Source organism: Fluoribacter dumoffii NY 23 (assembly GCF_000236165.1).
Classification (GTDB): Bacteria; Pseudomonadota; Gammaproteobacteria; order Legionellales; family Legionellaceae; genus Legionella; species Legionella dumoffii.
The window spans coordinates 1,746,877-1,764,947 of the sequence record NZ_CM001373.1 but is presented as its reverse complement, the minus strand read 5'-3'; the positions used below and the strand labels follow the sequence as shown (position 1 = coordinate 1,764,947).

The window sequence follows — 18,071 nt, the reverse complement described above, 5'->3', positions numbered from 1 at the left end:
TAATGGAGCCAGTGAGTATAGCGCTTATATGTGCAGCGGTATTGGGGACGGTTATGGTTTTGGCCGCCTTTATTAGACAAATTTTATTAAGCCGGGACAAACAATTAAATGATAATGCACAATCCAGGGCCTTGTCTCAGGAGGTCAAGGAATTGGAACAAATGCGTTTGCAAATGCAAAGTGAGAAGCGCTTTGATTCACATTACCAGGTTCTTGGCGCAAACAAAGATGCGATTAGGTATATCGATGCAAAAATTGAAGAAATTTTACGTAAAAAAACAGAATTGATTGAACGATATGCCCAGGCCATAGTTAAGGAATCCGGCTCAATCATCAATGGGGAGATTTCTGCAGTCCGCAAAGCTGCTTGCGATCGGTTAAGGGAAGAAATAGACCGGGAAATCACCTTTTATGAGAGTGAACTCAAGCAGTTGCAAGAACGAAGAGGATCTCTATGGGATGCGCATACCGATTTTCAGAAATACCTTTTGGGGCAGGAAAAATCACGAAACTCCAGTTTGGACAGTATCTACAAACAACATTCTGCTCTTTTGGAAAAAGTATATCTTCGTCATATTGATGAGACTGAAATTGTGGCTGTCAAAAGTATGGAGGCTTCTACAATGACGTTTAAAGACATGCTCATGATGCCCATACAGTATCTAATGCAGTATTTTGGGGTGTCGGCAACTCCGGGGATCACCCTGGTGCAAACACGGGTTGAGCACATGGCACGAGCTGAAGTAGAAAAAACCCAACATGAAATAAATGATCCGGTACCAGAGAAACAAGAAGATGCGCAACATCAGGAAAATAAGGATCAAAAACAAAGAATCGTCCATCAGAATAAATTAAATCAGGATGAGGAAGAGGAGAAAGATGCTGTAAATGCGAATTCAATTACATTTGCATGAAATTTATTCTTCTAAGTCATTTGGTGACATTGTTGATAGTATATATTACAATTCTCTTGCATTTGGGGGAATGCAAGACTTTGAGCAAATTGGTGGAGATATATTGAAATGGCAAGACATCGTTTTTTATGGTTTAGTACCTTTATGCTGTGCTCTATTTTGGCTTTTCCAGGGCATAGCGCAGCTGTAAACTCTCTCCTTCCTGATGAACAAAATACCGTCCAAATCTTTCATGAGGCCTCACCCAAGGTAGTTTATGTTCACAGGTTAGCAACGGTTACCAATAGAGCTGCAGGCAAAATGCATGTATCTGATGGGGCAGGATCCGGGATTGTCTGGAATAATAATGGTTATATTGTAACAAATTATCATGTAATCAAAGGTGCCGACAAATTGGCGATTAGCCTGGGAAAATTGACAGTACCCGCTAAAGTTGTTGGGGCAGAACCGCGTAAAGATATTGCCGTATTAAAGATTGAATCCCCCCAAGCTTTGGCTATGTTAAAAGAGTTCAAGCCATTTGAGATAGTGCATTTACATGATCTGATGGTAGGGCAAAAGGCAATTGCCATTGGAAACCCATTTGGTCTTGATCACAGTTTGTCTAAAGGAGTTATTTCTGCACTGGGTAGAAAAGTGCCTGGAATTGGCGGGGTTACTATTCGTAACATGATTCAAACGGATACGCCAATCAATCCGGGTAATTCAGGCGGTCCATTATTGAATAGCGCCGGGCAGCTTATTGGTATGAATACCATGATTTTTTCCCATTCAGGCTCATCTGCCGGGATTGGATTTGCTGTTCCTGCTGATGACATTGATCGAATCGTCACCCAAATTATTAAAAATGGTCGAGTTGTATTGTCGGGTATAGGAATTCAAAGTGTTCCGCCCAGTATTGCTCGGCAATTAGGCATACGTAAAGGGATTCTCATTGCAGACATTATACCGGATACCCCTGCAGATAAAGCTCATCTCAAAGCGACTCACCGAGATGCTTGGGGACGAATTGTATTAGGTGATATTATTGTCGCACTGAATGGACATTCGGTTCCTAACTATGATGTGTTATATAACATGCTGACTGAAATAAAAGTAGGGGAAGAAGTAACTGTTTCCATCCAGCGTGGCCCCAAACAAATGGATGTAAAAATGAGAACGATTGATATCGCCGGCATTTAAAAGTCTTGCCGGAAATTTTCTCTACTAAGCACTCATAGCCTGGATTTTAGTTTTAACTATACTCAGGCTGTGAGTTTTAGCATTATCCATAAATTTCAATAATCCGCTAAAGGAGAATAAGGATGTTACTTAGTAAAGATGATTCGCTATTGTTATTAATTGATGTACAGGAAAAATTAGCCCCCGCGGTTTTAAATAGCGAATTATTTATTGCCAGATGTGAATGGCTCTTGAAATTAGCCCAACGCATGAGCATTCCAATCCTGGTCAGTGAACAATACCCACAGGGACTAGGTTCTACTCTAAAACAACTCCAATCTTATTTGAATCAGGTAGACTGCATCGATAAAGTATGCTTTTCCTGTATGGGTGAGCCCAAATATGTTGAACGTCTTAAGAAGTTGGGTAAAAAGCAATTAATACTTATTGGCATCGAGACCCATGTTTGCGTGTTACAAACAGCATTGGAAATGAAAAAAGCTGGATTTCAGGTTTTTGTTGTGGCCGATGCGGTGAGCTGTCGTGGGGAACAAAATATGAAATATGGGCTCAAACGAATGAAACAGGAAGGGGTTCATTTAATTACTGCTGAAATGGTATTTTTCGAATGGCTAAGAAAGGCAGGAACTTCTGAATTCAAACAATTAAGTAAAGAATTTTTTAGTTAATGACATCACGCGGAAGCAGCGCAGTGAAAACCCCGGGAAGTCTTAAACGGTCAAACGCGTTTTGTTGCGCTGCATCAGACTACACATCATGGAGAGTAAAGTGAATTTTACCAATCAAATTGCATTAGTTACTGGCGGTGCTTCAGGTATGGGAAAGGCTTGTGTGCATTATTTACAAAAGCGTGGAATGCGCGTTGTAGTATGGGATAAGCAAGTAGACAATCAAGGTGAAGCTGATTTATTCATCAGTTGTGATGTAACGAGCGATGAGTCCGTAGAAAAAGCAATGCAGCAAACTATAGAGCAATTAGGCACTCCAAGGGTTTGCATTAATTGCGCGGGAATTGCCCCGGCAAAACGTATTGTAGGAAAAGAGGGTGCTATGCCTTTGGCAGCTTTTAAACAAGTGATTGATGTTAATCTTATTGGTACCTTCAATGTTATGCGGGTTGCAGCAGACGCGATGAGTCGTTTGGAATTGGAAAGCCATTCCCAGGAGCGTGGTGTTATCATTAATACAGCCTCTATTGCTGCTTTTGAGGGACAAATTGGTCAAGCGGCATATAGTGCGTCCAAAGGGGGCGTGGTGGCCCTAACTCTTCCTGCTGCACGGGAGTTAGCTCAGTTTGCAATCCGTGTAAATACGATTGCTCCTGGATTGATAGCTACTCCTTTGTTATTGAATATGCCGCAAGAGGTACAGGACAATTTGGTGGCCACCATGACTTTTCCGAAGCGTTTTGGAAAGCCTGAAGAATTTGCTTCATTGGTAGCACAAATTATTGAAAATGGAATGATGAATGGGGAAGTGATACGTCTGGACGGAGCACTTCGCATGCGATAGCCGCATCAACCCGAGATGGATGCTAAATAGCATCCATCTCAATTCTAGAATATTTTTTTCTTCAGGGTACAAGTTAGATTATAGAAAAAAATGCATAGTTCTCCTCATCTAATTTAGTGAGGGAAAACTTTGGCTTGAGAGTGGGATAGTGTCGTCAGCTTCAGAAGTACTGACATTATCAAACAGTTTTAATTTTATTTTTTTGAGAGGAGGGGCCAGTATGGATTCGGAATCAATAACTGGTTCTAGTTTAGGGGGCAATTCTGAAAAATCCCTTATTTCGGAGCTGCTCTCCTCCTCCTCATCATCATCACAATCCAGTAACAAAATATCTCCATAATCCGGATTGACTTCATTAGTATCCGTTAAAACAACTTGCCTGGGTTGGAGATCATCAGGTCCTATTTCCCATCCCATAACCACTTTTTGTTTTCCTGCTTCAACGATGCCGCCCCGGTCTTCCAAGTCCACCCAACGATGACCTGAGCGGTCAACAATTAAATACGATTTATACGCGCCTATTTCAGTAAAAATATCTTCTTTGGCCAGTTTTAATTGGAGTTCCTCAATGAAGTCTCTTGTTTTTCCCAAATTACAGGAGATGAAGCTAATTCGCTTTACAGCTTTTAGGGAACAATCTTCGATGAGGCGTTCTACCAGCATATCCACGTCACAACCGGAAAATTTCCCTTCTCGTCCATGACCTACCAAACAGAGGCGTGATTGTGCGGTTAACTGACTTAGATCGGGATAACTCTCATATTGAGAGGAATAAATTAATCGATTTTTTTCTTTAAAATGGGCTCCAAGCAAGTCCTTGGCGGTTTTCGCGATGACTTTTCTCTTCTTTAAATTATCAGAGTAAAACTCAACCACAACTGTTTTATCATATTTTTGTGAAAAAATTTTCATGCCTTTCTTACAAAATGTTTTTTTGACATTATACATTTTTTTAATGAGATTGTATTAAATTGAATCAAAAGTTTATTTTAAATTGGAGAATCCTTGAGTTTTTGTGTGATACGCAGCAGGGATGTTGCAAAAAATATTTTTCCTCAGGTGAAAGCAGAGGGGGGTATAACCTCGCAATCTCTATTGCGGGCGTCCTTTCTCCCATTGGAGTAAAGGAATCCCCTGGTTTTCTTTGTTGCGAGGGTTTTACAGTCTCTACTCAGGCTTCCTGATGATGGGTGGTTTCCGGGGTTGATTCTATATTTCCGTTAGATGTATAAACACCGATTGCGTTTTCTCGGTTTCCAGACAGAGTATTGACAATTTCTTGACGTACATAAAGGTTGTTAGCAATAATTTGTCCATTAATTGAATTGAGTTCACGGCAACGGGTTAAATTTTCCGCCAGTTTGGTGTTTAACTGGTTAATTTGCGCTGCTTCGCCAGCACTGCAGTCTTTTAGAAATTCGGTCAAAGCCTGGTTCATGGGTTGATTGGAATTTGGATTAATAAGCTGTATGCGCTGTTTGGCACTTTCTTCTAACTTATTGGATAAGTCCTGCTTTTTATTTGCGAACTCCTCAAGTTTATTGAATTGCCGTGATGATAGGATTTCCTTTTCTTCGGCCAATAAACAATTGAGTGATTCTATCCAATTAATTTCCTGCTCCAAGTGTCTACTTAAAATACTTATCTTATTATCCATATAATTGTCTCTGAAATTAAGCAGGTTCTACATTTAACATGTTCATGGCAATTTTGTCACTATCAATCTGGTAATTACCCAGTGCAATTTCGGATTTAAAATATAAAACACGAGCCTCATTGATTTCAGATACTTCTTTTAATGAATTTTTTAACGCTTCTAATTGTTTTGAGGTATCGCTTATGCTGACGTGTGATGAGGCATCCTCAATCAAATTTTTTATTTTTTCTTGATTTCTCGTTTTCAAACGATTATCTGTATCCAGGCTTTTTACGGGAACTGCGTCACTGATTTGATTAAACATAATTTATCCTCAATCACGTTTGACTTCTAAATGTATCGGCTTATTTTTAAAAATCTTTAGAAAATTTTCCTTAGTTATTGATTTTTTTATTAAATAATCACATTCACTTTTTTTGCTCCAGTGATCTGGGCTTCAATTATTTTTTTTGATGAAAGGTTACGCACTTTAATGGTTTCACCCAAAGAACCTTCTTCCATAGAAACACCATCCATGCTCACAGTCAAATTATTATCATTAACGACGATAGAAATTCGCTCCCCTTTATGAATCAGTTTGGCGGCTTCAATATTATTGGGGGTAAGCGGGCTGTTTTGTGGAATATTTTGTTTGCAAACTTCCCCTATTAATAGATCTTTTTCACTAAAATAGCCATGATTTAATTTTTGTACATCCATTTCTGTTTGATATATATCATTTTCAGTTACTCGGGTTCCTTTGAGAAGAGGTCGTTTTGCTGCATATATTGTTTTAAGTACGGTTATTTTAACAGGGACATATAATGACCAGCGATTGTCAATTTCTTGGCATTTTATGCCCATAGTGCTTGTATTTAAAATTGGGGCCTGATAAGGGTTAAAAACAATCAAGTGGTCTTCAGCGCATGCTCGAAGGTTTAAACGCGAATCAATTTTATCTGCTGTAACCAGAATTTTTCCTTCATTATATGAAGCAAGTTCGTTCCGTATATATTGTTCTATTTTATTTGATAGAATTTCGGGCGATTGAATAGCCTCAGCATTCAATGCAGTACTTGCAAAAAATAGTAAAACCCTTAGTATGCTTTTTTTCACCAACTAATTCCTCTTTGAATAACGTGCAGTAATTAGCAAATAGTATGCCAATTTTCCGGAGAGTACATGAGGATACACTACACTATTTATACCCTAGTTTTTTTGCTACTCCAACCTGTTTATGCGGAGACTCATCATCCCCAGGAGTTTTTGCAATCAATTAGTGGCGATAAAAATGAAGGGAAAGAAATATATAATCATTTTTGCGTGAATTGTCATGCGAGTAAACCCTTAATTCCCCTGGGTGCACCCCGAATTGGAAATGAGGCTGATTGGAAGGTGCGTTTACAACAAGGAATGAAAGTTCTCTTTGAGCATACCAATGAAGGGCTAAATGCGATGCCGCCAAGAGGCGGGTGCTTTGAATGCACCGACAAACAGCTAAAACGAGCTATTAAGTATATGCTCCCAAAACAACCAAAAAGCTAGCCATTATATAAACGGCAAGCGCACAAAAAATACACTATGTAAAAAAAAATTATAAAAAAACCTAAACCTATTTTTAAAGCTCCCGATAAATAAGAAAAAAGAGGGAGAAATAAAGTGAAAAAATATCTAGTGTTAGTTCCAGTATGTGCTTTAGCTACATCCTGTGCTTCCATGGATAGATCAGTCCCTATAGTTGATGATGCGGGGTACACACATTATACAATGAGCATGGCGGCTGACCATAAGGGAGCTAATTATTTTCCCATAAAAAGACCTGCTACAGGGAAGAAGGTAATCGTATTTGACCCTAAAGCAACTGCATGGGCGGCTTACGATAAAGAGGGTAACAGGGTAAATACTGGTAGTGCCTCCGGCGGGAAGGATTTTTGTGAGGATGAGGGTAAACCCTGCCATACTGTTACCGGAACATTCAGTATCTATTCCAAAAAAGGGGAAGATTGTACTTCCAGTATTTATCCCTTGGAAACACATGGTGGTGCAAGAATGCCTTACTGTATGCATTTCCATGGCGGTTATTCCATCCATGCCGCCTATGAAGTACCAAACTACAACGCAAGCCATGGCTGTATCCGGGTTTTGCCCAGTGCAGCAAAATGGTTAAACGAAGACTTTGCTGATATTGGTACTACAGTGGTTGTTAAACCTTACTAGTCAGGTGATCCCAGGAAAGAATTTTATTCCTGAGCCCACATTAATAATTACAGGAATCTCCACTACTGCCCTGCATGTGTAGGGCTTTTTTTTAGGAAGTGAACTATTCAATTAATAAGCAAAATCCTGGTTGAACTTGATTTTTCCGGTGAACAGCTTGCCAATAAGTAAAACGCAATTTACTATCGTGATTTTTTAATACCGGATGCTCGTTCATGATTCTATGCATTGATGTTGGAAACTCTCATATCTACGGTGGTGTTTTTGATGGGGAAGAAATAAAACTCCGTTTTCGGCATACGTCTAAAGTAGCTACATCAGATGAATTGGGAATCTTTCTAAAAACAGTTTTGCGGGAGAATGATTGTTCTCCTGATGCAATCAAACAAATTGGTATTTGCTCTGTAGTACCCCAAATTGATTATTCACTGCGCTCAGCTTGTGTCAAATATTTTTCTTTAGAACCTTTCCTGTTACAAGCAGGAGTAAAAACAGGTTTAAATATCAAATATCGTAACCCAATAGAAGTTGGTGCCGATAGAATCGCAAATGCAATTGCAGCAACTCACAGTTATCCCAATCAAAACATAATTGTTATTGATTTCGGCACGGCAACTACGTTCTGCGTTATTAGTGCCCAGAAGGTTTATATGGGAGGAGCTATTTTACCAGGGGTCCGGTTGTCGGTAGATGCTTTATCAAAAAACACTGCTAAATTACCCGCGGTAGAAATTATAAAGATCGAAAACCCCGTAGGGCGCTCAACCATAGAAAGCATACAGTCTGGGGTTTATTATGGGGCTATTGGTGCTTGCCGTGAATTAATTCATCGGCTGAATCAAGAAGCTTTCAGCGATGAGAACGCTTTGGTTTTGGCAACAGGTGGATTTGCCTCTCTATTTGAAAAGCAGGGATTATATGATCATTTGGTTCCTGATTTGGTTCTGCAGGGGATTAGATTAGCTGCTTTAATGAATAATTAAACCTACAGACTATCAGATTTAAAACCTTATGTTTCTGCACTCTCAACCGGGGAGGGTTTCTATTAGTCAATTACCAAAGGACTGTGTATATGCATTTTCATACAAAGTAGCAATTGCCTGAATAGAGACTTCATTATTTTTTCCCAGGGAAGTTATAATCTTTTTTCAAGGAGCAAATAAATTTCTTTTTTATACAGATCGATTTCCTGTAGCCAAAAATCATATTGATCATTTAAATAACGCTCATGCCGAAGTAATGAACCCGCCATGAAAAGTTGACAATTCTTAAGAGTTTTTAAAGCTTGATAATATTTTTTACCACTATGTCGAAGTCTTTTCTGTAGGCCTTGTTATCTGATTGTAATAATTTTGTTATGGATTGAGTGAACTGTTCTTTTAAATTTTTATATTCAGGCAACACGCTTTCGTATAATTTTTTTTCATCCTGCCAAAAAGATTTTTGCGTTATTTGAAGAGCCACTACGCTCATCCCAATTTTGTCATTAACACGCGCCCTCTTTGAGGTGTGAGCTTCCCGTTTGGCTTTGCAATTTATCCCTTTAATCTTTGTGTCTTGATGTTTCTTGTTTAAAATCCACTTTTGATCAAAATTTCCATACAAAGATCTGTTTTTAATCATCTATTTTGTTATGCCTAACTAAATTACCTAAAAAGTGGGTTTTTATCTTGACGCATGGAGAAATGTGTTTCTATAGTGTATAAAAGTGGGGTAAAATAATAAAAAAGTGGAGAATTGTGGGAGCTAATATCTTCCGCATAAAAGGAAACCATGTTTCGTGGAATAAATGCCATCACCATTGATACTAAAGGGCGCTTAGCTATCCCTACGCGTTATCGCTCTGCCCTGGGTGCTGAAGAAAAAACTCCTTTGGTGGTGACCATTGATACTGAAGAAACATGTTTACTGCTCTACACTGCGGCTCAATGGCAAATAATTGAAAATAATTTACAAAAATTACCCAGTTTTAATGCTGCAGCACGCAGAATTCAGCGTCTTTTGATTGGTCATGCGACTGATGTGGAACTCGACGCGAATGGACGGGTTTTATTACCTACAGTTTTAAGAAATTATGCACATTTGGAAAAAGATGTCGTGATGATAGGCCAAGGAAATAAGTTTGAAGTATGGGATAAGGATCTTTGGGAAACCCGACGTGAACAATGGTTGGCTGAAGAAAGTTCTGGAACTGGTGGATTACCCGAGGAAATGAAAACGTTTTCTTTGTAATGGAAACATAATGGCAATGCATCAATCAGTGTTACTAAATGAATCTATAGAAGCCCTGGCTATTAAAAGCGGCGGGATCTATTTTGATGGTACTTTTGGGCGAGGGGGCCATAGTCGGGAAATTTTACGTCATTTAAACGATCAGGGTCGTTTGTTCGCCATAGATAAAGATTTAGATGCTATTGAATATGCTAAAGAACATTTGGGTCAGGACAAAAGGTTTCATATATTCCAAGGCTCATTCGCCAGAATTCAGGAATTTGCTGCGGAAGCAGGCGTATTGGGAAAGGTAGATGGCATTTTGTTGGACTTGGGAGTGTCTTCCCCGCAGCTGGATAATCCGGAAAGAGGCTTTAGTTTTATGCAACAAGGGCCGTTAGATATGCGTATGGATAAATCTCAACCTCTGAGTGCGGCCCGGTTTGTTAATGAGGCGGAAGCGGAAGAAATGGCTTCTGTATTTAGATTATACGGAGAAGAGCGTTTTGCAGGCCGTATCGCCAAGGCAATTGTTGCCGCCCGAACCATTGCGCCTATATCCACAACATTGCAATTGGCGGAAATTGTAAAGGAAGCAAATCCCAAATGGGAAAAACACAAGCATCCTGCAACACGGGTGTTTCAAGCAATACGAATTTATATCAATCAGGAACTCAACGATTTAAAGAGCTGTTTGGAACAGTGCATTAATGTTTTGGCACCCAAGGGAAGATTGGCTGTGATTAGTTTTCACTCCCTTGAAGATCGCATAGTCAAACAGTTTATGCGCGATAAAGAGCAAGGGGAGAAACCCCCTCCGGAAGTGCCCATACGTTATGAAGAGTTATCAACAAATTTTAAAAGGATAGGTAAGGCGATTATGCCACAAGAAAGTGAAGTAAAAGAGAATGTCAGGGCTCGAAGCGCTGTACTTAGAGTGGGGGAGAAATTAGCATGAACGCTGCAGCGAGAGTAATTAATCAAGGGACTTTATTTAATGGTCAACTGGCAGATATGCAGATGTCAAAGTCATTATACATGCTGATTATATTATTAGTGGCTGTATTAGTGAGTGCTTTGGCTGTGGTATACAGTACCAATTCATATCGAGTGACGTTAAACCAGGTTGAACAACAGGAGCAGTTAACACACTACTTACAGTTGCAATGGGGACAGTTACTGCTTGAACAGGCAAGTTTGGCAACTCCAGCGCGGGTCGAGGAACTGGCTAGTGATAAATTGCAAATGGTTTTACCTAACACTAAAAATACTTACTGGTTACAAGCTCAGCAGTAGAAGTTTTTATTTTAAACGAGTACCATTGCCGTTTGTTTTAATAACGTAGACTGGGTGGAGGCCATGCCATAACCCGGGATTTCTAGTAATAACTTGGGTTATGGTGCTGCATGCCATAGGTTAAGGGAAGTATCCTTCCATAGGAAGGGTACCAGCCAGGGTGGATGAGAATCTGCATCCCGTTCCCTCTCCCATCATTGGGAAAGGAAGTTTTTCCTTACTTGATGGGCTGTGCGGTTTGCCTCCACCCTGGCTACAGATGGATAAATATCCATGAAAAACTCAACGCATATAAACAGACTGATTATAGTATCTTCCTTTTTTTCCCTGCTTTTAATCATTTTAATTTGGCGTATGGTTGATTTGACTGTACTTCATCGGCAATTTTTGCAAGGACAAGGTAATGCCCGCAGTTTACGTGTTGTAGATATTCCTGCACACCGAGGAATGATTATGGACAGGAATGGCACACCATTGGCAATCAGTACTCCTGTTGAATCGGTCTGGGTGAACCCTAAGGAGTTTTCACCTGATAAAGAACAATTTATGTCGTTAGCTGACTATCTTAATTTAACTCCTCAACAGCTAAGTAGAAAAATAGTAGATGCCGAAAATAAAGGACTGGAATTTCTCTACCTGCAAAGACAATTACCTCCTCCTTTAACTAAAAAAATAAAGGCGCTTAAAATTCCCGGGGTTAATTTCCAGAAAGAGTTCAAGCGTTATTATCCTGATTCAGACAGTATCTCCCAATTAATCGGTTTTACCAATGTGGATGATCAAGGCCTCGAAGGAATAGAGCTTGCCTATCAAGATTGGCTGAAAGGTATTGTTGGCAAAAAAAGAGTGATCAAAGATCGTTTGGGAAGAATAATCGACGAATTGGGAGTTATCAAAGAACCTCGCCCCGGCCGTGATATGGCTCTAAGTATCGACAGGCGTTTACAATATTTGGCTTACAGTGAGTTAAACAAAACGGTTGAGGAGTTCGGTGCAAAATCGGGTTCTGTAGTCGTTGTTGACACAGAAAACGGCGAGATTTTGGCGATGGCTAATGTCCCTTCCTATAATCCTAATTCGCGTGGACGCTATGATAAAGATACTTATAGAAACAGGGCAGTAACAGATACGTTTGAGCCTGGTTCTGTTATTAAAACATTTAGTATCGCCAGTGCTTTGGAAACTGGGTTGTTTACACCGACAACTATTATTGACACGAATCCAAGCTGGATGACTGTACATGGCCGTACCGTTCGGGATATCCATAATTATGGGATCCTCGATGTCACCGGGGTACTGCAACATTCAAGCAACGTCGGGGTAACCAAAATGGTGTTGGCAAGTCCTCCAGAACAATTAATTGGTTTGCTGCAACGTTGTGGTTTTGGACAACGAACCGAAAGTACTTATCCGGGAGAAAGTGAAGGAGGCATTGTTAACGTTAAAGATGCGAATCCTTTTGTGTTGGCTACTTTGAGTTTTGGCTATGGATTATCAGTTACAGCCTTGCAATTAGCCAAGGCCAATATGGTTTTTGCAAATAAAGGTAAATTAATTCCGGTTACTTTGCTGCATAATGATCCGCCACCACCTGGTGTGCAGGTGATAAAACCTGAAACTGCTCAACAAGTTCTTTCGATGATGGAAGCTGTTTTGGGTAAAGAGGGTACGGGAAAATCAGCCAGGGTACCAGGATATCGGGTAGCTGGTAAAACCGGGACAGCACGGGTGGCAGGAAAAGATGGTTACAAGGATAGAAGATATACTGCAAGTTTTATCGGAATTGCACCGGTTTCAAAACCCAAATTTGTTGTTGTGGTAATTATTCATGAGCCTTCCCGTAAAGGTTACTATGCAGCAGCAGTTGCTGCTCCCTTGTTTGCCAAAGTCATGTCAGGGGCTTTGCGATTATTTAATATTCCTACGGATGAGTTGGTAGGATAATTTGCACTTACAGTACCAAGCGGTATTTAGAACTTATTAGGAATAAAGTGATGAAACTTTCACAATTATTAAAACCCTGGATGCATCACAGCAAATCGGATTGTACTCTCTCTGGCATTGAAAATGACAGTCGTCGTATTCAGCCCGGTGATTTATTTATAGCTTATGCAGGTGCAGCGGCGGATGGTCGGTTATTTATAGAGAAGGCACGGGCAGCAGGGGCTGTAGCAATAGCTTATGATCCCTGTCAATTTCCTGAAAATGTTACATTACCTGAGACAATTCCATGTGTTCCTGTCCCTGAGTTAGCTACCCAGCTTGCTGCAATCGCCAAACAGTTTTATGGGGACCCAGGTCGCTTTTTAACAATAACTGGCGTAACTGGAACCAATGGCAAGACAACTATAGCTTATCAATTAGCCCAGGCTCACCATTTACTGGGGCAGGGAGCAGCATATATAGGCACTATTGGCCAGGGAGAGGTGAATAATCTTCAACTTTTGGATAACACTACTCCTGATTCACTGTGCTTGCAGAAATTATTACATGAATACACAAACCAAGGCATCCAAAACGTAAGTATGGAAGTATCCTCTCATGCTTTGGCACAACATCGTGTAGATGCTATTGAATTTAAACAGGCCATATTCACTAACCTGACGCTGGACCATCTGGATTATCATCTCAATATGGAAAATTATGCCATGGCAAAATCCATGCTATTTGCCAGAGAGTCATTAGAATGGGCAATTATTAATAAAGATGATCCTTATCAGCAAAAAATGGCTGCCGTGGTCAAACCTCATGTTAAAAAATTAACTTATGGGATACATCAGGAGTGTGATGTAAAAGCTGCAAATTGGTCTATGGACATCCATGGTACAGCAATTGAAGTGCACTCTCCCTGGGGGCAGCATCAATTAAAAATAAACGCGCTAGGGCAGTTCAATATTTATAACAGCTTGGCCATATTCAGCAGTTTATTGGCTTTTGGTTATGCGCCTGCACAGATTATTGAGGTAATGGCCCAATTAAAAGCAGCTCCCGGACGCATGGAAATTGTTGCCAATGCCCCTTATGTTCTTGTTGATTATGCTCATACTCCTGATGCTTTGGAGAATGCCCTAACCACCTTAAATCAATTAAAAAAAGGGCGTTTGTGGGTAGTGTTTGGGTGTGGAGGGGACAGGGATAAATCCAAAAGGCCAGTAATGGGGACTGTTGCCAGTAAACATGCGGATCAGATTATCATCACCAGTGATAACCCACGCACCGAGGATCCCCAGGTGATTGTCAATGAGATAATCCAGGGTATCGCAAAATCAAACAACGTAGTCCAACTTATCAATCGCGAAGAAGCTATTGCCTATGCATTAAATGAAGCAGATAAAAATGATGTGATTTTAATAGCCGGAAAAGGGCATGAAGCTTATCAGCAAATAGGTTCGGTAAAGCATGCTTTTTCAGATCAAGATTTAGTAAAAAAATTGATCGCCAAATAAGTAAGTAAAAACGCACGCGAAGAACAGGCCAAGATTTCCAGCATACATCCTAAGCGCTTTAGTATTTAGATTATGCCTTTTCGGGATAAAAACATTCACGCTGGGCTAAACAGCCCAGCTCTTTATGTTTAGCGGGCTTTGTGAAGGTATTGTCTGAACTTCAGAGGTGATATTTCCGTATAATCTTTGATCGCTATAGCAAAAATAGATTGGTCGCCTGTTTCATAAAAGCAAACTAACTCATCGTCTTCACCGGATTCAGGTACTCCCGAAGAAGTCAAACCAGCCAGGATATCATTTGTTATTTCGATAGTGTCTTCTTCAGAATCCGCCTCTACAGGACCAATAGCAAATCCCCAACTTGAAGAAGTGTTGTAATTATTGATCGAATAACCAATATAATAATTGTAAGCCAGTTGGGAAGCCATGGTGATTCCCACAGATTGTATATCACTCAAGTTTGGGCAAACCGCCTCTGCTGCAAAAGCAGATCCGCCAAAAACCAAGGCCGCTGTTAACGTGGTTAATTTTCCGAAATACATATTACTGCTCCTTATTTTATTCAATTAATTCAATTCTGCAGATTTCTTATAGGTTCACTGCAGAATCCATTTTTGAGTTTTACTTACGAATTTTTTGCAGGTATTGTTTTAATTTCATTGGACTAATTGCATAGTCTCTAACAGCAATGGAATAAATATAAGGATTGCCTGTATCATACAAACAAACGAGTACATCGTTGTCAAGTTCCAAAGGGAAGGCAGGAGCAGTCATATTATTTAAAATTTGATTTGAAACATCTATTGCATCTTCATCTGATTCTGCTTGTACAGGTCCAATAGCAAAACCCCAGTTAGAGGAAGAGTTGAAGTGAGCAAGTGAATAACCGACATAATAGTTATTACCTAGTGGTTCAGACATTGAGATGCCTTCTGCTTGCAGGTCACTCAAATTAGGGCAGGTCGTATCCATTGCAAAAGCAGAACCAGCAAGAACTAATGCTGCTGTAAAAGCAGATAATTTAACTCCTAAAGACATAACACATACTCCTTTATTTAAAAAATCGAAAAAAGAGTATCACTTGATTTCCAAATTTACAATGGACAATTATTGGTATTGGTCATACTTTTTAGATGCATTCTTGAAAATTTTTTTTCATTTTCCAAGCAATAACCTGGTTTTATTATTAGCAAGGAAACCTATAGGATAGCGGCAAAAATCATGACGTGTCTGATGTTGCTTACGCAAATTCAAGAAAGCATTTTTTTTATCCAAAGCATTTTTTAAAGATAAGGATTCTTTAATTGGATCATAAATTTTCAATAAAGACTCATACCATGCTTCATTTTTATTCAAATCTAGAGAAGGAGGTAATTCAGGTGCTGCAAACCGGGGTAGAGGCAATTTTGCTATTGCATGTAAAGTAGAGCTGATCATCGCAATAGCTGCATATTTTGCTTCCAGGCTATGACCTGCAATATGGGGGGTGCATATAATCGATTTTTCAACAATGTGTTTATTAATGTCAGGTTCATTGAGATAAACGTCAGTACAATAGATTAAGGCTTTGGAAGAGTGAAGAAGTTCATTTTCGTCGACAATGCCTCCTCGAGAAGCATTGATAAGAATACAACCAGGCTTTAACCGTTTTAAAAAATCATTACTAATTAAATTGGCACTGGGATAAGGCTGCTTATGATGCAGTTCAGCATGGATGCATAACAGATCTGCTTGATATAATTCTTCCAATTTGCAACTATGAAACGTTGTTTTTTCGCGTTCTGCTTTGGGGGGGTCGAAGGTGAAAATTTGAAAATCAGCTGCTTGCAAGCGCTCCGCAACCTGGGTTCCCACTTTCCCTAAGCCGATAATACCTGCACGATTTCCCTGAATTAATCGTCGTTGCTCCAACACCGCGAGACAGGCAACGACATAATCTGCAACGGCTCGTGCATTTGAGCCTTTCGCGTCGATAATTTTAATGTTTTGAGAGTTCAGCCAATAACTATCCAGATGGTCCGTACCACTGCTCGCTGTAGCAACATAGCGTAGGGAATGAGCTTTTAGCAAATCCTTGTTTACCTTGAGCGTGGAACGGCAAAGGAGGACATCTTGTCCGGGAAGCAACTGATTAATCTCATCAGGATGATGGTATTTCGTTAAGTAAAAAGGCGGGGGAAAAGCCATTTCCAATCCTGGGAGAGAGGCATCAGCTAAGATATTCATTGTAATTGCTTACTCCACATTATGAGGCGCCAGGCTGTGTTCATATCTGGAAAATTGCACTTAGTGCGAACAGGCCCATATTAATTAAAGGAGTTAATATCATACCAAGAACACCTGTAACCACCAGTAGAATGAGGATAAAAAATCCATAAGGTTCTATTTTGGCATAAGCTATCGCTTGTTTTGGAGGTAAAATACTCATGACTACCCGGCTGCCATCTAAAGGTGGAATAGGCAGTATATTTAAGGCGGCTAAAATCAAATTAATGAATATTCCCGCTTGGGCAGTAGCATAAAGAAAAAGCACCGCCATTGATGTATTTGGATTTAAAATTATAGCGAGTTTATCACAAGCGGCCCATAAAAAGGCCATTAAAATGTTCGAAAAAGGGCCGGCAAGGGTGACGAGAATCATATCACGTCGAGGGTGACGAAATTGGTTCCAATTTATGGGAACAGGCTTCGCATATCCAATCACAAAATTAAATTGGGTCAAAATACCCACCAATAAGGGAATGAGAACCGTTCCTATGGGATCAATATGTCGAAGCGGATTTAAACTTAATCGACCAAACATTTTTGCAGTAGTATCCCCGCAACGATAGGCAACATATGCATGGGCCGCTTCATGAAGGGTAATGGCGAGTAAAATAGGTAGAGCCCAGATGCATATTTTTTGGATCAAAGTAAATTCTATCATTAAAAAAAACCATTAATAAATATTCTTCTGATTCTATCGAATAGTAGCTTTCATTAACAGGTCCAAAAAGTACTAAAGTATCTCGCTGGATAAAGGGGTAACATGAATTTTCCCACAATATTCTTTTTTTAGGGGGTAAATTCATTTTTGTAAGTTGTTGATTAAATTGAAATCAGAAAGTTGATTGCTTGATCTATGCATGATAATATCCTGGCCGAAAATTAACTAGTCTAGGAGACAAAATGCCAATATTGAATAAATTAAAACCGGAACTTATCGACGCGCTAGGTAAGTCAGGCACTCTTGTAACCCGATATGAAGCTTTACGGGCATCTAAAGACGAAACGCTGCGTGATAAACCAGAGGCAATCCAATATATCGAGGATGTAATTAAAAGATATAAATCAATCCAGGCTACCTCCCCCAGCAATGATAAGTTACGCGCAAAAAAAGAAAGTTATTTATCTTTACTCAAACAACATGCTGCTGAAATGAGTATCTGTTCTTTCTCTAAACCAGAAGATTTGGCATCTCGACTCGAAAGGTTGGATTTTGAATACGATATGATTAATGAAATGACAAAAAAATTGGAGCAAGCTGGGGGCGATGAGGACACATGTATCGCGTTTTTATCCTCATTACTCGTTATTAATTTGTCCTTAGCTAGTTGTGGTGATAGCCATCATCATGGCCACCCTAGTCGATTTTAATTTATACAATAGGTGATCGGG

The 18,071-nt window shown here is 39.7% G+C and carries 22 protein-coding genes; 13 read left to right on the top strand and 9 right to left on the bottom strand.

The genetic code is table 11. From position 1 onward, the window contains the following. The first annotated feature begins 2 nt into the window (after nucleotides 1-2). From KYQ_RS07965 to KYQ_RS07950, 4 genes are all read left to right on the top strand, one after another. Nucleotides 3-914 carry a hypothetical protein gene (locus KYQ_RS07965; RefSeq protein ID WP_010653101.1) on the top strand — a complete coding sequence of 304 codons (912 nt, stop codon included), beginning with the start codon at nucleotides 3-5 and terminating at the stop codon, nucleotides 912-914. Nucleotides 915-1,022: 108 nt separating this feature from the next. Next, entirely contained in the window at nucleotides 1,023-2,096 is a 1,074-nt protein-coding gene (locus KYQ_RS07960; RefSeq protein WP_010653102.1) for a S1C family serine protease, read from the top strand. Between the two features lie 122 nt (nucleotides 2,097-2,218). Beyond that, a complete protein-coding gene (locus tag KYQ_RS07955) occupies nucleotides 2,219-2,764 on the top strand; it encodes a hydrolase (protein ID WP_010653103.1) in 546 nt (181 codons plus the stop codon). A gap of 100 nt (nucleotides 2,765-2,864) precedes the next feature. Beyond that, entirely contained in the window at nucleotides 2,865-3,608 is a 744-nt protein-coding gene (locus tag KYQ_RS07950; RefSeq protein WP_010653104.1) for an SDR family NAD(P)-dependent oxidoreductase, read from the top strand. Between the two features lie 108 nt (nucleotides 3,609-3,716). On the opposite strand, the gene KYQ_RS07945 is transcribed toward KYQ_RS07950, so the two are convergent. The 4 genes from KYQ_RS07945 to flgA form a co-directional block, all read right to left on the bottom strand. Continuing rightward, a complete protein-coding gene (locus KYQ_RS07945) occupies nucleotides 3,717-4,520 on the bottom strand; it encodes a C80 family cysteine peptidase (protein WP_010653105.1) in 804 nt (267 codons plus the stop codon). 259 nt (nucleotides 4,521-4,779) lie between these two features. After that, nucleotides 4,780-5,265, bottom strand: coding sequence for a flagella synthesis protein FlgN (locus KYQ_RS07940; RefSeq protein WP_010653106.1), 486 nt, complete (start codon nucleotides 5,263-5,265; stop codon nucleotides 4,780-4,782). 16 nt (nucleotides 5,266-5,281) lie between these two features. After that, a complete protein-coding gene (gene flgM, locus KYQ_RS07935; RefSeq protein ID WP_010653107.1) occupies nucleotides 5,282-5,569 on the bottom strand; it encodes a flagellar biosynthesis anti-sigma factor FlgM in 288 nt (95 codons plus the stop codon). A gap of 89 nt (nucleotides 5,570-5,658) precedes the next feature. Beyond that, nucleotides 5,659-6,360 carry a flagellar basal body P-ring formation chaperone FlgA gene (gene flgA, locus KYQ_RS07930; protein WP_010653108.1) on the bottom strand — a complete coding sequence of 234 codons (702 nt, stop codon included), beginning with the start codon at nucleotides 6,358-6,360 and terminating at the stop codon, nucleotides 5,659-5,661. Nucleotides 6,361-6,426: 66 nt separating this feature from the next. Here flgA and KYQ_RS07925 point away from each other — a divergent pair, with 66 nt between their 5' ends. The 3 genes from KYQ_RS07925 to KYQ_RS07910 all read left to right on the top strand — a co-directional run bounded on the left by KYQ_RS07925 (nucleotide 6,427) and on the right by KYQ_RS07910 (nucleotide 8,444). Continuing rightward, nucleotides 6,427-6,789 carry a c-type cytochrome gene (locus tag KYQ_RS07925; protein ID WP_010653109.1) on the top strand — a complete coding sequence of 121 codons (363 nt, stop codon included), beginning with the start codon at nucleotides 6,427-6,429 and terminating at the stop codon, nucleotides 6,787-6,789. 114 nt (nucleotides 6,790-6,903) lie between these two features. Beyond that, nucleotides 6,904-7,461 (top strand): L,D-transpeptidase, encoded by a 558-nt coding sequence (locus tag KYQ_RS07920; protein ID WP_010653110.1) that lies wholly within the window; start codon nucleotides 6,904-6,906, stop codon nucleotides 7,459-7,461. Between the two features lie 215 nt (nucleotides 7,462-7,676). After that, entirely contained in the window at nucleotides 7,677-8,444 is a 768-nt protein-coding gene (locus KYQ_RS07910; RefSeq protein ID WP_010653111.1) for a type III pantothenate kinase, read from the top strand. 295 nt (nucleotides 8,445-8,739) lie between these two features. On the opposite strand, the gene KYQ_RS07900 is transcribed toward KYQ_RS07910, so the two are convergent. Continuing rightward, on the bottom strand, nucleotides 8,740-9,084 hold the full coding sequence (locus KYQ_RS07900) for a hypothetical protein (RefSeq protein WP_010653112.1): 345 nt from the start codon (nucleotides 9,082-9,084) through the stop codon (nucleotides 8,740-8,742). 150 nt (nucleotides 9,085-9,234) lie between these two features. On the opposite strand from KYQ_RS07900, the gene mraZ reads away from it, so the two are divergent. The 5 genes from mraZ (at nucleotide 9,235) to KYQ_RS07870 (ending at nucleotide 14,414) form a co-directional block, all read left to right on the top strand. Then, nucleotides 9,235-9,693: a division/cell wall cluster transcriptional repressor MraZ gene (mraZ, locus tag KYQ_RS07895; protein WP_010653113.1), complete on the top strand. Its 459-nt coding sequence runs from the start codon at nucleotides 9,235-9,237 to the stop codon at nucleotides 9,691-9,693. 10 nt (nucleotides 9,694-9,703) lie between these two features. Continuing rightward, nucleotides 9,704-10,630 carry a 16S rRNA (cytosine(1402)-N(4))-methyltransferase RsmH gene (gene rsmH, locus KYQ_RS07890; protein WP_010653114.1) on the top strand — a complete coding sequence of 309 codons (927 nt, stop codon included), beginning with the start codon at nucleotides 9,704-9,706 and terminating at the stop codon, nucleotides 10,628-10,630. Continuing rightward, the gene (gene ftsL, locus KYQ_RS07885) at nucleotides 10,627-10,968 is read left to right on the top strand and encodes a cell division protein FtsL (RefSeq protein ID WP_010653115.1); all 342 of its coding nucleotides are present in this window, start codon (nucleotides 10,627-10,629) and stop codon (nucleotides 10,966-10,968) included. The genes rsmH and ftsL overlap by 4 nt, the downstream gene beginning before the upstream one ends. Before the next feature lie 273 nt (nucleotides 10,969-11,241). Beyond that, complete coding sequence (locus KYQ_RS07875; RefSeq protein WP_010653116.1) at nucleotides 11,242-12,912, top strand: peptidoglycan D,D-transpeptidase FtsI family protein; 1,671 nt, start codon at nucleotides 11,242-11,244, stop codon at nucleotides 12,910-12,912. A gap of 50 nt (nucleotides 12,913-12,962) precedes the next feature. Continuing rightward, on the top strand, nucleotides 12,963-14,414 hold the full coding sequence (locus KYQ_RS07870) for a UDP-N-acetylmuramoyl-L-alanyl-D-glutamate--2,6-diaminopimelate ligase (protein ID WP_010653117.1): 1,452 nt from the start codon (nucleotides 12,963-12,965) through the stop codon (nucleotides 14,412-14,414). A 128-nt stretch (nucleotides 14,415-14,542) separates the two neighbouring features. Here the strand turns inward: KYQ_RS07870 and KYQ_RS07865 are convergent, their stop codons facing one another. The 4 genes from KYQ_RS07865 to KYQ_RS07850 form a co-directional block, all read right to left on the bottom strand. Then, entirely contained in the window at nucleotides 14,543-14,956 is a 414-nt protein-coding gene (locus tag KYQ_RS07865) for a DUF4949 domain-containing protein (protein WP_010653118.1), read from the bottom strand. Between the two features lie 79 nt (nucleotides 14,957-15,035). Then, nucleotides 15,036-15,452 (bottom strand): DUF4949 domain-containing protein, encoded by a 417-nt coding sequence (locus tag KYQ_RS07860; RefSeq protein ID WP_010653119.1) that lies wholly within the window; start codon nucleotides 15,450-15,452, stop codon nucleotides 15,036-15,038. Between the two features lie 117 nt (nucleotides 15,453-15,569). Further along, nucleotides 15,570-16,640 (bottom strand): 4-phosphoerythronate dehydrogenase, encoded by a 1,071-nt coding sequence (locus KYQ_RS07855; RefSeq protein WP_010653120.1) that lies wholly within the window; start codon nucleotides 16,638-16,640, stop codon nucleotides 15,570-15,572. A 40-nt stretch (nucleotides 16,641-16,680) separates the two neighbouring features. Beyond that, nucleotides 16,681-17,340, bottom strand: coding sequence for a site-2 protease family protein (locus KYQ_RS07850; protein ID WP_010653121.1), 660 nt, complete (start codon nucleotides 17,338-17,340; stop codon nucleotides 16,681-16,683). A gap of 242 nt (nucleotides 17,341-17,582) precedes the next feature. On the opposite strand from KYQ_RS07850, the gene KYQ_RS07845 reads away from it, so the two are divergent. Beyond that, nucleotides 17,583-18,050, top strand: coding sequence for a hypothetical protein (locus tag KYQ_RS07845; protein ID WP_010653122.1), 468 nt, complete (start codon nucleotides 17,583-17,585; stop codon nucleotides 18,048-18,050). Nucleotides 18,051-18,071 lie beyond the last annotated feature (21 nt).